The 12,715-nt window shown below is 48.0% G+C and carries 12 protein-coding genes and 3 tRNA genes; 8 read left to right on the top strand and 7 right to left on the bottom strand.

Going from position 1 to position 12,715, the window contains the following annotated elements:
* Nucleotides 1-3 precede the first annotated feature (3 nt).
* Nucleotides 4-546 carry a dTDP-4-dehydrorhamnose 3,5-epimerase gene (rfbC, locus tag B0187_RS03320; RefSeq protein ID WP_078236435.1) on the top strand — a complete coding sequence of 181 codons (543 nt, stop codon included), beginning with the start codon at nucleotides 4-6 and terminating at the stop codon, nucleotides 544-546.
* 119 nt (nucleotides 547-665) lie between these two features.
* On the opposite strand, the gene B0187_RS03315 is transcribed toward rfbC, so the two are convergent.
* From B0187_RS03315 to B0187_RS03295, 5 genes are all read right to left on the bottom strand, one after another.
* A tRNA-Gly gene (locus tag B0187_RS03315) sits at nucleotides 666-741 on the bottom strand.
* 15 nt (nucleotides 742-756) lie between these two features.
* A tRNA-Leu gene (locus B0187_RS03310) sits at nucleotides 757-843 on the bottom strand.
* Between the two features lie 120 nt (nucleotides 844-963).
* Entirely contained in the window at nucleotides 964-3,270 is a 2,307-nt protein-coding gene (locus tag B0187_RS03305) for a Tex family protein (protein ID WP_078236434.1), read from the bottom strand.
* Between the two features lie 16 nt (nucleotides 3,271-3,286).
* Complete coding sequence (locus B0187_RS03300; protein ID WP_078236433.1) at nucleotides 3,287-4,480, bottom strand: BaiN/RdsA family NAD(P)/FAD-dependent oxidoreductase; 1,194 nt, start codon at nucleotides 4,478-4,480, stop codon at nucleotides 3,287-3,289.
* Nucleotides 4,481-4,681: 201 nt separating this feature from the next.
* A complete protein-coding gene (locus B0187_RS03295; RefSeq protein WP_078236432.1) occupies nucleotides 4,682-5,272 on the bottom strand; it encodes a YajG family lipoprotein in 591 nt (196 codons plus the stop codon).
* An 81-nt stretch (nucleotides 5,273-5,353) separates the two neighbouring features.
* On the opposite strand from B0187_RS03295, the gene B0187_RS03290 reads away from it, so the two are divergent.
* The gene (locus tag B0187_RS03290) at nucleotides 5,354-5,665 is read left to right on the top strand and encodes a BolA family protein (RefSeq protein ID WP_078236431.1); all 312 of its coding nucleotides are present in this window, start codon (nucleotides 5,354-5,356) and stop codon (nucleotides 5,663-5,665) included.
* A 75-nt stretch (nucleotides 5,666-5,740) separates the two neighbouring features.
* Nucleotides 5,741-5,830 (top strand) — tRNA-Ser (locus tag B0187_RS03285).
* Between the two features lie 154 nt (nucleotides 5,831-5,984).
* Here B0187_RS03285 and B0187_RS03280 read toward each other — a convergent pair.
* Both B0187_RS03280 and B0187_RS03275 read right to left on the bottom strand, forming a co-directional pair.
* Nucleotides 5,985-6,356, bottom strand: a complete 372-nt coding sequence (locus tag B0187_RS03280; RefSeq protein ID WP_078236430.1) for a copper resistance protein NlpE — start codon at nucleotides 6,354-6,356, stop codon at nucleotides 5,985-5,987.
* A 22-nt stretch (nucleotides 6,357-6,378) separates the two neighbouring features.
* A complete protein-coding gene (locus B0187_RS03275; protein ID WP_078236429.1) occupies nucleotides 6,379-6,696 on the bottom strand; it encodes a DciA family protein in 318 nt (105 codons plus the stop codon).
* Nucleotides 6,697-6,851: 155 nt separating this feature from the next.
* Here B0187_RS03275 and secM point away from each other — a divergent pair, with 155 nt between their 5' ends.
* The 5 genes from secM to hda all read left to right on the top strand — a co-directional run bounded on the left by secM (nucleotide 6,852) and on the right by hda (nucleotide 12,681).
* Nucleotides 6,852-7,172: a secA translation cis-regulator SecM gene (secM, locus tag B0187_RS03270; RefSeq protein ID WP_078236428.1), complete on the top strand. Its 321-nt coding sequence runs from the start codon at nucleotides 6,852-6,854 to the stop codon at nucleotides 7,170-7,172.
* Nucleotides 7,173-7,256: 84 nt separating this feature from the next.
* Nucleotides 7,257-9,974, top strand: a complete 2,718-nt coding sequence (gene secA, locus B0187_RS03265) for a preprotein translocase subunit SecA (RefSeq protein ID WP_078236427.1) — start codon at nucleotides 7,257-7,259, stop codon at nucleotides 9,972-9,974.
* A 264-nt stretch (nucleotides 9,975-10,238) separates the two neighbouring features.
* Nucleotides 10,239-11,414, top strand: coding sequence for a tetratricopeptide repeat-containing glycosyltransferase family protein (locus tag B0187_RS03260; protein WP_078236426.1), 1,176 nt, complete (start codon nucleotides 10,239-10,241; stop codon nucleotides 11,412-11,414).
* Nucleotides 11,411-11,812 carry an 8-oxo-dGTP diphosphatase MutT gene (gene mutT / locus B0187_RS03255; RefSeq protein WP_078236425.1) on the top strand — a complete coding sequence of 134 codons (402 nt, stop codon included), beginning with the start codon at nucleotides 11,411-11,413 and terminating at the stop codon, nucleotides 11,810-11,812. Before B0187_RS03260 ends, mutT begins: the two co-directional genes overlap by 4 nt.
* A gap of 158 nt (nucleotides 11,813-11,970) precedes the next feature.
* A complete protein-coding gene (gene hda / locus B0187_RS03250; protein WP_078236424.1) occupies nucleotides 11,971-12,681 on the top strand; it encodes a DnaA regulatory inactivator Hda in 711 nt (236 codons plus the stop codon).
* Nucleotides 12,682-12,715: the final 34 nt, after the last annotated feature.

The raw sequence follows: 12,715 nt of genomic DNA, 5'->3' as shown, positions 1-12,715 counted from the left end.
GCGATGAAAATTATCGAAACAAAAATCCCCGATGTAAAATTGCTTGAACCGCAAATTTTCGGCGATGAACGCGGCTTTTTTATGGAAACTTTCCGTGATGAATGGTTTCGCCAAAACGTTGCCGACCGCATTTTCGTGCAAGAAAATCACTCAAAATCGGTCAAAGGCGTTCTGCGAGGCTTGCATTACCAAACGGCAAATACCCAAGGCAAATTGGTACGAGTGGTGTCTGGGGCAGTATTTGATGTCGCCGTGGATTTACGCCGTAGCTCGCCAACATTTGGGCAATGGGTGGGCGAAATACTATCCGCAGAAAACAAACGCCAACTTTGGGTTCCCGAGGGCTTTGCCCACGGATTTTACGTTCTCAGCGATGAAGCGGAATTTGTGTACAAATGCACCGATTACTACAATCCCAAAGCCGAACATTCATTGATCTGGAATGATCCAACCGTAGGCATTGAATGGAATGTGGAAGGCGAGCCAAGCCTTTCTGCCAAAGATCTTGCAGGAAAAACCTTAACACAAGCGGTTACATTCCCATAAAAAAATAAAATGCCGAATCATCATATTCGGCATTTTTTATTTCTCATTATGGAAATTGACAAAAAACAGGCAATAAAAAAGCACCTCTCGGTGCTATCTTCTTTTAAGATTTTTTGAAATGGAGCGGGAAACGAGGCTCGAACTCGCGACCCCGACCTTGGCAAGGTCGTGCTCTACCAACTGAGCTATTCCCGCATTGAGTAAATTAAATGGTGCCCGAGGCCAGACTTGAACTGGCACGCCCCGAAAGGCGAGGGATTTTAAATCCCTTGCGTCTACCGATTCCGCCACTCGGGCAACGAAGTGCATAATAGAGATTTTGCCCTTTCAATGCAAGCGGATTTTTCACTTTTTCGTTTAAAAGCCTAAAACACGTTCAATGTGTTGATTTATAAACCAAAAATCCGCTTTATTATTTTACTTTTTCCACCCTTTTAAGGCATCAGCAAAAGCATTATTGCTAAACGCATTGCGGTTATTTGAACGGTCGGATTGGCGAGATTTTTCGCGGATCTGACCGCTTGTTGGGGCTTTTTTGTCCGTCGGTTTGTCGTCTAGTCGCATTGTGAGGGCGATGCGTTTGCGAGCCACATCGACTTCCAGCACTTTTACTTTCACCACATCGCCCGTTTTGACCACTTGGTATGGATCTTCCACGAAGCTGTTGGAAAGCATTGAGATATGCACCAAGCCGTCTTGGTGTACGCCGATATCCACGAACGCCCCAAAGTTGGTAACGTTGGTGATCGTGCCTTCCAAAATCATTCCGACCGCAAGATCGCTGATCTCTTCCACGCCGTCCATAAAGGTGGCGGTTTTAAATTCGCCACGGGGATCTCGCCCAGGTTTTTCCAACTCTTTGAAGATGTCGTTTACGGTTGGCAAGCCGAATTGTTCATCAACAAATTGCTGGGCGTTGAGTTGGTGGATTTTGGTGCTGTTGCCCATTAACTCGCCAAGGGTGCAAGCGGTGGCTTGTAGGATTTTTTCCACCACAGGATAGGCTTCGGGGTGGACGCTGGACGCATCAAGCGGGTTCTTGCCGCCCAAAATTCGCATAAAGCCTGCACATTGCTCAAAGGCTTTCGGCCCAAGGCGAGGGACTTTTTTAAGGTCGGAACGTGCATTAAAACGCCCGTTTTCATCACGATATGCCACGATATTTTGAGCCAGCGTTTTGCTCATTCCTGCCACGCGAGCCAATAACGGGGCGGATGCGGTGTTCAAATCAACCCCCACCGCATTGACGCAATCTTCCACCACCGCATCGAGCTTGCGAGCCAGTTGCGATTGATTGACATCGTGCTGATATTGCCCCACGCCAATCGCTTTCGGTTCAATTTTCACTAATTCGGCAAGCGGATCTTGCAAACGGCGAGCAATCGACACCGCCCCACGCAAGGAGACATCAAGGGTCGGGAACTCTGCCGCCGCCAATTCCGAGGCAGAATAAACCGAAGCCCCTGCCTCACTCACCACCACCGTTTGCGGTTGCCAGTCGCCGTAGCTTTTGATTAGCTCTTTGGTAAAGCGTTCCGTTTCACGGGAAGCAGTGCCGTTGCCAATCGCAATCAGATCGACATTGTGCTTTTTGCCGAGGGTGTAGAGGGTTTTAGCGGCGAGATCCGCTTGCCCTGTATGTGGATAAATGGTCGCCGTATCCAACAATTTACCTGTGTTATCCACAACCGCCACCTTCACGCCCGTGCGTAAACCTGGGTCAAGCCCCATTGTGTTTCTCGCACCCGCAGGGGCTGCCATTAACAACGCAGAAAGGTTGCGAGCGAACACATCAATCGCCTCATCTTCGGCTCGCTCTCGCAACGCCCCCATTAGCTCGGTTTCGAGGTGTAGGGCGGCTTTGATTTTCCACGTCCAGCTAATCACTTGGCTACGCCAGTTATCCGCAGGTTGCTGACGCAGCTGCACCCCCAAATGCTCACGGATAATCTCTTCGCAATAGCTGGAACGCACGCCGTCCTCTTGTTCAGGATCGGCATTGAGGGAAAGGGTCAAAATGCCCTCGTTGCGACCACGGAACATCGCCAACGCACGGTGCGACGGCACATTTTTCAGCGGTTCGCTGTGGGCGAAATAATCACGGAATTTCTCGCCCTCGGCTTCTTTGCCCTCGATCACTTTCGCTTCAATGGTGGCATTAGCAGTGAGATATTGGCGTAATTTTGCCAACAAGTCGGCATCTTCACTGAAACGTTCCATTAGAATGTATCTCGCCCCGTCCAACGCGGCTTTCACGTCCGCCACGCCTTTCTCTGCGTTCACATAGTTTTCTGCCACGGTTTCAGGGGTTTGGCTCGGATCATTCCACAAGGTTTCCGCCAGCGGTTCAAGCCCTGCCTCAATCGCAATCTGCCCACGGGTGCGGCGTTTCGGTTTGTAAGGAAGATAGAGATCTTCCAACTCGGTTTTGCTTTGGGTTTGTTCGATTTTGAGTTTCAACTCGTCCGTTAATTTGCCCTGTTCTTCAATGGATTTGAGGATCGTCTCACGCCGATCATTCAGCTCACGCAGGTAGATCAAACGGGTCTCAAAATGGCGAAGTTGGGTGTCGTCCAAACCGCCCGTAACCTCTTTACGATAACGGGCGATAAAGGGAATGGTGTTGCCCTCATCAAGTAGGGTTATCGCTGCAAAAATTTGCTCGGATCGCACCGCTAACTCGGCGGCAATGATTTGGCTGATTTGTTGATTTAATGCTGACATTCTCTTTCCTTATGTCTCAAAATGATTTGGTTAAAATGCTGCTGGCACAAGCGTGAGCGGACGACCACGCCCATTGGAAGTTGTAGCCACCCAGCCAGCCCGTTACGTCCAGCACCTCGCCGATAAAATATAAGCCCGCTACCTGCTTGGCTTCCATTGTTTTCGATGAAATAAAATCCGTATCCACCCCGCCCATTGTTACTTCGGCGGTGCGGTAGCCTTCCGTACCATTCGGTAGGAATTGCCAACGGTGGATAAAATCGTCCAGTTGGGCGAGATCCGCTTTGTTCAGTTGAGCGATCACTTGATCTTTCAACTGTTTTTGCTCAAACCAAAGTTCCACCAATTTTTTCGGGAAATGGCGAGCGAGAACGCTTTTTAGCTGCAATTTCGGTGAAGATTGACGCAATTCGTGCAAAATATCCAAAATCGAACCGCTTGGAAGCAGATCGATTTCCACCGTTTCACCCAGATCCCAATAGTTAGAAATCTGCAAAATCGCCGGCCCAGACAAACCACGATGGGTAAATAGCATTTGGTTGCGAAAGGTTTTATTGCGATTGGTTACGCTCACGGGCAGAGAAATGCCCGACAGGGCGGCGAACGGTTTGTCGCTCTCTTTCCAAGTGAACGGCACAAGGCTGGCACGGGGTGGAATGGTGGGAATGCCAAACTGCTCGGCAATTTTGTAGCCAAACGGACTTGCCCCAAGGGCAGGCATTGAGAGTCCGCCTGTGGCGATAATCAGATGTTTGCTTTGGAAACGGTCGCAAGCGGTCTGAATCTCAAAAAAATCCGCCGATTTTTGCACGGAAACCACCGCTTGTTTGAGCAGAATTTCCACCTTGCCTTTGCGACATTCGGCATTGAGCAAATCGACAATCTGTTGCGAACTTTCATCGCAAAACAGTTGCCCCTGTTCCTTTTCGTGGTAGGCGATGCCGTAACTTGCCACCAGCGAGATGAAATCCCATTGGGTGTAGCGAGAAAGTGCCGATTTGACGAAATGCGGGTTTTGACTGAGGTAATTTTCGGCACTTACATCAAGGTTGGTAAAGTTACAAAAACCGCCCCCCGACATTAAAATTTTTCGCCCGATTTTTTTGCCGTTATCGAGAACCGCGACCGATTTTCCGCCCTGCCCTAATTGAGCCGCACAAAATAACCCCGCCGCCCCCGCCCCGATAATAATGGCGTCAAATTGTTTCATCTAAGTTTCTCGTGATGATGTGTTGTTTCTCGCTGTTTTGGTGGCTGCCCCCTTCGGTCTCGCTTCGCTCGACCACTTCCCCCGCAAGCGGGGGCAGATCAGGTTCTGCGGCAGTTTTAAGATCTTCCCCCGCTTGCGGGGGAAGTACCCTGCGTAGCAGGGGGTAGGGGGCGAAATTTCACAAAATCCCACCCCTTGCAATTATTTACTTAACTGATTGATCGCATTCGCAATTTCGTTGTCGTTATAGATAGAACGAATCGCATCTTCATAGGCGAGGCTTAGCACGCGTTTGATTTCATCGTTATCTGCACCAAACGCCCCTTCGTAGCCGCGGGTGGCGTTGAAGTTTTTGGCGAATTGACCACGCACGCCTTGCACCGCCACTTCCACGCCCACTTCGGCGTTCACTTTATAGCGTAAATTGCCTTGATCCACGGTAGCATAGAATTTTTTGATATTCACTTGCACATTGGCATTTGCCGCCCCTTGCACAATAGTGAAACCTTTGCTGTTGAGATCTTGTTGCACCGCTTGTTGGAACATTTGTGCCACTTCTGGCGAGGCGGTTAAGCGGATCACTTCGCCGTTTTTGGTGTAGCTCGAAATTTCACGAGAGTTACGAAGATCTTGGCTGATCACATTCACCACCGCTGCTTGATTGGCAGTGTTAAAGGACGCCGTTGGCGAGGGGGTAGCAAAAGTTAAGGTGTTTGATTGATTTGCACAACCCGCCAACAATGCCGCAGCAAGGGTGGTGGTGGCGAGTAAAATTTTTTTAGAGAATTTCATAATGTACCTCAAATGGTAAGAAAAATTGGGCGAAGTATAGTATTATTCACGCCAAATTTCCATTAAAAACGAGAGGGAAAAATGTCCGTTGAACAAACCATTATCACAAAATTAACCGCTCAATTTGAGCCGAGCGAATTGCAGATCGAAAATGAAAGCCATATGCATAGCTCGGGGCGTGGGGCGGAATCCCATTTCAAGGTAACCCTTGTCAGCCAACAGTTTGAGGGCAAGCGAGCGGTTGCTCGGCATCAGGCGGTTTATGCTTGTTTGAGCGACGAATTGGCGAACGGGGTACACGCCCTTGCTCTGCATCTTTACACCCCAGCCGAGTGGCAAGCAAGCGGTCAGATTGTGCCAAAATCGCCAAATTGTTTAGGGATCGGTCAATAAGCAGCTTTTGCAACAAAAACGCTTGCTTGATGAGGGGAAAATCGGTATAGTTCCGCCCGTCTTTTTGATTAGCTTGGTGAGATGTCCGAGTGGTTGAAGGAGCACGCCTGGAAAGCGTGTATATGCGAAAGTGTATCGGGGGTTCGAATCCCCCTCTCACCGCCATTCCGTTAATCGAAAGATTGATTACTGTTTTTTCATAGATAGACTTAAAATCCTTTTTGTATTGTTAGGTTAATTGCCCTCAAACGCTTTGTTTGAGGGTTTCTTTTTACCTAAAATTGCCTAAAAAAGCCCCAGCACTTGGCTGGGGTGGGGATTATTTCACTTTTTTCAGTTGGTAATCGGCTTTGTTGGTGCATTTGCCTTCGATATCGCAAATCTCGGCGTAACTGTCGGTTACTTTGATCGCCAAATTGCCAGACTCTTTTTCAAGGCGAATTAAATCACGGTTTTTGCTGTCCCAGCTGAATTTGCCTTTGTCGGCATAGCTATGTTCTTTGCCGTTTTTCACATAAATGGTGTTATATTGATAGCTATTATCTGCGTTCAAAATCAATTCTGCTTTGATTTTCGAGCAGTCTGCACAAGGCAAATCTCCTTGGTAAGTGCCAGAAACGCTTTTTTGATTTGGTAACATTGAGCAAGCACTGAGGGTTGCCGCAACGGCGATAAGGGCGAGTTTTTTCATTGGATTGTCCTCTTTTTGGATTTTAAAATCGGTTAAGTTGATTAAAATTTGGGCTGATTTTGAATTGCAATTCGGTTACTTGGGGAAAATCCGTTTGGATTAACTTCAATAAATTTTCCTGCTGCAACCACAATCCTTGCCGAACAGTGGCGTTTTGTACGCTAAATGTGAGCTGATTATCAACCAAATTAAGAATACGGTAAAGCCCACGATATTGTTCGGGTAATAATTTCTGGATTTTGGCATTCATTTCATTCAGCAAATTAGCCTTTTCGACCACATAACGTAAGTTTGAGTTCTGTAAAATTTGGCTAATGCTTTTAATTGAGTGATTTTTCATCATTTTTCCTCAATGGCGGTCGGCAAAGTCTAACAATAATTTATCCAAATGCCAACGATTGAAAAAACAGATTGAAATTTTGCCCGCCGTCCTTATCTTACCATTTCGATTAAATTAGCGTATAATCCGCAAATTCTGTTTCGTTTGATTTATCAATGAGTTTATTTCGTCCTTTTTCAAAAACGCCGTTTTGGTCGCAGTTAGTCTTCGGGCTATTTGCGATGCTTGCGTTACCTCACGCCCAGCCGAATAGCGTAGCGGAAAATGAGCCGAAAACGGTGGTAAATCAATCGGTTAGCGATTATGTTCAAACCTATTTTGAGCAAGAAAGCGAACAGCAAACCCCATTCTTTACGGCATTGGTTCAATCCTTTGAAATGCCGTTGCAAGCGGTGCGATTCAGCGAAATTTCAGCGAAATCCTACCGCTTGTATCTACATTCCACCCCACCAATTCGAGCAGGTCCATCGGCTTAACCTTTTGATTTTCTTCACTTTTTAATCAAGGGTGCAATCGCACCATTTTTGCCGTTTGGCGTAAATAATAATGGAAAAATTTTTATGTTTACAAAACTAATGACTGCCATTTTTGGTAGCAGTAATGATCGTACTTTAAAGCGTTTAAAAAAACGTGTGGCACAAATCAATAAATTAGAGCCTGAATTTGAAAAATTAACCGATGCGGAATTGCAAGCCAAAACCGCTGAATTTAGACAGCGTTTGGCGGACGGGGCAAGCCTCGATAGCCTGTTACACGAAGCCTTTGCCACCGTGCGTGAGGCGAGCAAGCGGGTAATGGGAATGCGTCATTTTGACGTGCAGTTAATCGGCGGTATGGTGCTGACTGAACGCAACATCGCTGAAATGAGAACGGGTGAGGGTAAAACCTTAACCGCCACCCTGCCGTGCTACCTCAATGCCTTGACGGGCAAGGGCGTGCACGTGGTTACCGTGAATGATTACCTCGCTCGCCGTGATGCGGAAACCAACCGCCCATTGTTTGAATTTTTGGGAATGACGGTGGCAGTGAACGTGCCAGGCTTGCCGTCCGAAGTGAAGCGTGAAGCCTATGCGGCGGATATTACCTATTCCACCAACAGCGAATTAGGCTTTGACTATCTGCGTGATAATTTGGCTCACCGCAAGGAAGATCGTTTCCAACGCCCTCTGCATTATGCGTTGGTCGATGAAGTGGATTCGATTTTGATTGACGAAGCCCGCACCCCGTTGATTATTTCTGGGCCTGCCGATGATGCGACCCAAATTTATCAGGCGGTGGATCAAGTGATTCCGCACCTAATCCAGCAGGATAAAGAGGACACCGAAGAATATACGGGCGATGGCGATTACACCCTCGATCTCAAAAACAAACAGGCTCACTTAACCGAGCGAGGAATGGTTAAGGTGGAAAACCTCTTAACCCAAATGGGCTTGATGCAAGAGGGCGAAACCCTTTACCACCCTGCACGCATTGCGTTGTTACACCACACCTACGCCGCATTACGCGCTCACAAATTGTTTGAAGTGAACGTGGATTACATCGTCAAAGACGGCGAGATTGTGATCATTGACGAACACACAGGGCGTACAATGGCAGGTCGCCGCTGGTCTGACGGCTTGCACCAAGCGATTGAAGCGAAAGAGCGTGTTACCATTCAAGGGGAAAACCAAACCGTTGCCTCAATCACTTACCAAAACTACTTCCGTCTTTACGAAAAATTGGCGGGAATGACGGGAACGGCAGACACCGAAGCCTTTGAGTTCCAACAAATTTACGGCTTGAACACGGTCGTTATTCCAACCAACAAACCTGTGATCCGTGAAGATCGCACCGACTTAATGTTTAAGAGCGAGGGCGAAAAATTTGCCGCGATCATCAAAGATATTCAAGGCTGTATCGAACGCCAACAACCTGTGTTGGTAGGAACGGCATCGGTGGAAAAATCGGAATTGCTCTCGGCGGAATTGGATAAAGTTGGCATCGCCCACAACGTGTTAAATGCGAAACAGCACGCCCGTGAAGCGGAAATTGTTGCCGAAGCAGGCTTACCGGGGGCAGTAACTATCGCCACCAATATGGCAGGGCGTGGGACGGATATCGTGCTTGGCGGTAACTGGAAAGTGGAAGTGGCGAAGTTGGAAAACCCAACCCCAGAGCAGATCGAAGCGATCAAAACTGCGTGGCAAGCTCGCCACGACACCGTAATGCAAGCGGGCGGTTTACACATTATCGGCACGGAACGCCACGAATCTCGCCGTATCGATAACCAGTTGCGTGGGCGCTCTGGTCGTCAGGGCGACCCAGGTTCATCACGTTTTTACCTATCCCTTGATGATGCCCTAATGCGAATCTACCTCAACGAAGGCAAGCTCAATATGATGCGTAAAGCCTTTACCGAAGAGGGCGAGGCAATGGAATCGAAATTGCTTGCCAAAGTGATTGCGTCCGCCCAAGCGAAAGTGGAAGCCCACAACTTTGACGGGCGTAAAAACCTGTTGCAATATGATGATGTAGCAAACGAACAACGCCGTGTGATCTACGAACAACGCAACCACTTACTCGAAGCGGACGATATTTCGACAATGATCGAAACCATTCGCCAAGATGTGTTTAACAGCGTGATCGATCAATATATTCCACCACAATCGATTGAAGAAATGTGGAACATCGAGGGCTTGGAAGATCGCTTGAAAGTCGAATTTGGAATGGATCTACCAATCAAACAATGGCTGGAACAAGAGAACGACTTACACGAAGAAACCCTGCGTGAGCGTATTATCGAAATCGCCAAAGCGGAATATCAAGCCAAAGAGGAAATCGTGGGGGCGGAAACAATGCGTAGCTTTGAAAAAGGCGTGGTGTTGCAAAACCTTGACGAACTTTGGAAAGAGCATTTGTCGGCAATGGATTACCTGCGTAAAGGGATTCACTTGCGTGGTTACGCTCAAAAGGATCCGAAACAAGAGTACAAAAAAGAGTCGTTCGAGATGTTTACCAATATGCTCGACCTGCTGAAATCGAACGTGATCTCAATCCTCAGCCGCATCCAAGTGCGTAGCCAAGAGGAAGTGGAAGAAGCCCAACGCCAACAGCAAGCCCTTGCGGACGCGGAATCGGCACAATACCACGAAATGAGCGAACAAGAGGCAGAGCAAGCAATGGCGGAAATGGACGAAGAAACCCTCGCCAACCAAAACATCTCTCGCAACGCCCCTTGCCCTTGTGGTTCAGGCAAAAAATACAAACACTGCCACGGCAGCAAAGCGAAGTATGCGTAATGGCAAGGGGGGATTTTATGAAATTTCCCCTCTCCCTGAAATTGGCTTCTCAACGAAGCCAATTTCTGTCCCTCTCCCGCCAGCGGGCGAGGGTTTAAAGATCGCAAAAAAATGAGAACTCTCTCCCGTTCACGGGAGAGAGACAGCTTGAAATACGTTCAGTATTTCAAGCAGAGAGAGGGTAATCCCCCTAACAATCCCAAACAAGCGGTAAGATTTGTAATAATTTCATAACCTCTCATATTTCCAAACAAAACATCTCAAATGCCTAACTCAACACTCACGGAACAGCAACGCTTTGACCAAATTCTGCAAAGCCCCACCAATACCCCTGAGCAGATGCTCAATGTGGTGCGGTTGTACGATCAATTCGTGCGGGATTTTCCGCAGAGTACGGTCGGCTACCACAATCGTTCCGATATGCTGAAACAGCTCGGTTTTTATGATCTCGCCCTGCGTGATGCTGAACGAGCTTTGCAACTCTCGCCCAATTTCGCAATGGGCTGGTGCAACAAAGCCTTTATTCTCAACATTTTGGGGCGTTATCAAGAGGGCTGGGCGGCTTACGAATGGCGGTGGAAAACCGATCACGGCACGTTTAAAGACAACGGCTGGCCGATTCCTCGCTGGCAGGGCGAGCCAATCGGCGATGCTCGTTTGCTGATTTATGCGGAACAGGGCTTTGGCGACAACATTCAATTTGTCCGCTATGCGATTGAGGCGAAACGGCGAGGGCTGAACGTGATTGTGGTGAATCACGCCCCCGTTGAAAATCTGCTCAATTACAACCTCGACCGTTATGGGGTGGAAAGCTCGCCGAACGGGGCGGGCATCGCCAATTTGGATTATTATGTGTCGATGATGAGCCTGCCGCACTATTTCGGCACAACCCTCGACACCATTCCTTGCCCGACTGCCTATTTGCAAGCCGAGCCAGATTTCATCGCCAAATTTCAGCAGAAACTGACCCCTTGCAAACCGAAAATCGGCGTGGTGTGGGCAGGTTCAAACCAGCACGACCGTAACGCGGCTCGCAGTTTGTCTTTTGAGCAATTTAGCCGATTGTTTGGGATTGAGGCGGAATTTCACTGCTTGCAAATTGAGGTGAGCGAGGCGGATCGCAAGCGGTCAGATTCCTTCAAAAATCTGCATTTTTGGGATCACGAAATCAATGATTTTTCCGACACCGCAGGCTTGATTTCGCAAATGGATCTGGTGATTTCGGTGGATACTTCCGTGGCACATCTTGCCGCCGCAATGGGCAAACCGACTTGGATTTTAATCACCCACCACCCCGATTTTCGCTGGCTACTTAACCGCAACGACAGCCCGTGGTATGAAAATGTGCAACTTTTCCGCCAAGAGAGTAGTCTGAATTGGGAATCCACCCTCGACCGAGTGGTGCAACAACTTTCAACGCTGATTGAGGACAACCGATGAGCAAACCGTTAATTCAAGTTTCCGCAGGGATTATCCGCAACGAATTTGGGCAAATTTACTTAACCCAACGCTTAGAGGGGCAAGATTTCGCCCAATCCCTCGAATTTCCAGGGGGCAAAGTCGCCGCTGGCGAAACGCCCGAACAAGCCCTAAAACGGGAATTGGAAGAAGAAATCGGCATTCACGTTTTGAGTGCTTTTCCTTACGATTCGTTTCAATTTGAATACCCGACCAAAGTGATCGAATTTTTCTTCTACCTCGTGGAAGAATGGGTGGGCGAACCCTTTGGGCGAGAGGGGCAAGAGGGCTTTTGGCTGGAACAATCTTCCCTTGACGAGGGGGCTTTTCCACCTGCCAACAGTGCGTTAATTCAACGATTGAAAGCGGAAATCGCTTAAAAATTTGTGCAGAAAAAATCCGTTTTCAACAACAAATCGACAATTTACGCACAAACTATACACAATGTTATCCACAGGGGAAATTTGGCAAGCTCTTCTCAACCGCTTGATTTTTGGGTATGCTACGCCAAATTTCTCAATAAAATGAAAGAGATACCTTGCAACTACCACTACCCATTCATCAAATGGATGATGAAACCCTCGATAATTTTTACGCCGAAAACAGCCTTGTGCTGTTAAATTCGTTGCGTCAAAATTTTGAGCAGGTGCAGCAGCCGTTTTTCTATATTTGGGGCGGAAAAAGTAGTGGTAAAAGCCATTTGCTCAAAGCGGTGAGCAACCATTTCCTACTGGAAAATCGCCCGTCAAGCTACATTCCCCTTGAAAAATCACAACATTTCTCGCCAATGGTGCTGGACAATGCCGAGCAAATGGCGGTGGTTTGCCTTGATGATATTCAAACCATTGCGGGCGATGAGGAATGGGAATTGGCGATTTTCAACCTGTTCAACCAAATTCGTGAACAGCAGGGATTATTCGGACAAGAGCAAAAAACCTTGCTGCTGATTAGTGCCGATTGCCCGCCCAACCAACTCAACATCCGTCTGCCCGATCTGCGTTCCCGCCTAATGTGGGGGGAAATTTACCAACTCGCCGATCTCACCGACACCCAAAAGAGAATCATCCTACAACGCACCGCCCACGCCAAAGGCTTAGAACTAACCGATGACGTGGCAAACTTCCTCATCAAACGCCTTGGGCGAGATCTACAAGTACTATCCGCCGAACTCACCCACCTCGACCGTGCCTCACTACAAGCCAAACGCAATTTGACCGTGCCGTTTGTGAAAGAGATTTTAGATCTTTAAATTTCCAATAATTCACTTTATCACAAGTTGAAAA

It is taken from the genome of Haemophilus paracuniculus (assembly GCF_002015115.1).
GTDB lineage: Bacteria > Pseudomonadota > Gammaproteobacteria > Enterobacterales > Pasteurellaceae > Haemophilus_E > Haemophilus_E paracuniculus.
This window is presented reverse-complemented; position numbering and strand designations above follow the sequence as displayed.

Excerpts from the sequence above, each read along its gene's own strand:
- B0187_RS03275 (WP_078236429.1), bottom strand. The coding sequence starts at position 6,696 with ATGAAAAATCACTCAATTAAAAGCATTAGCCAAATTTTACAGAACTCA.
- B0187_RS03290 (WP_078236431.1), top strand. The coding sequence starts at position 5,354 with ATGTCCGTTGAACAAACCATTATCACAAAATTAACCGCTCAATTTGAG.
- secA (WP_078236427.1), top strand. The coding sequence starts at position 7,257 with ATGTTTACAAAACTAATGACTGCCATTTTTGGTAGCAGTAATGATCGT.
- B0187_RS03305 (WP_078236434.1), bottom strand. The coding sequence starts at position 3,270 with ATGTCAGCATTAAATCAACAAATCAGCCAAATCATTGCCGCCGAGTTA.
- secM (WP_078236428.1), top strand. The coding sequence starts at position 6,852 with ATGAGTTTATTTCGTCCTTTTTCAAAAACGCCGTTTTGGTCGCAGTTA.
- B0187_RS03295 (WP_078236432.1), bottom strand. The coding sequence starts at position 5,272 with ATGAAATTCTCTAAAAAAATTTTACTCGCCACCACCACCCTTGCTGCG.
- rfbC (WP_078236435.1), top strand. The coding sequence starts at position 4 with ATGAAAATTATCGAAACAAAAATCCCCGATGTAAAATTGCTTGAACCG.
- mutT (WP_078236425.1), top strand. The coding sequence starts at position 11,411 with ATGAGCAAACCGTTAATTCAAGTTTCCGCAGGGATTATCCGCAACGAA.
- B0187_RS03300 (WP_078236433.1), bottom strand. The coding sequence starts at position 4,480 with ATGAAACAATTTGACGCCATTATTATCGGGGCGGGGGCGGCGGGGTTA.
- B0187_RS03280 (WP_078236430.1), bottom strand. The coding sequence starts at position 6,356 with ATGAAAAAACTCGCCCTTATCGCCGTTGCGGCAACCCTCAGTGCTTGC.
- B0187_RS03260 (WP_078236426.1), top strand. The coding sequence starts at position 10,239 with ATGCCTAACTCAACACTCACGGAACAGCAACGCTTTGACCAAATTCTG.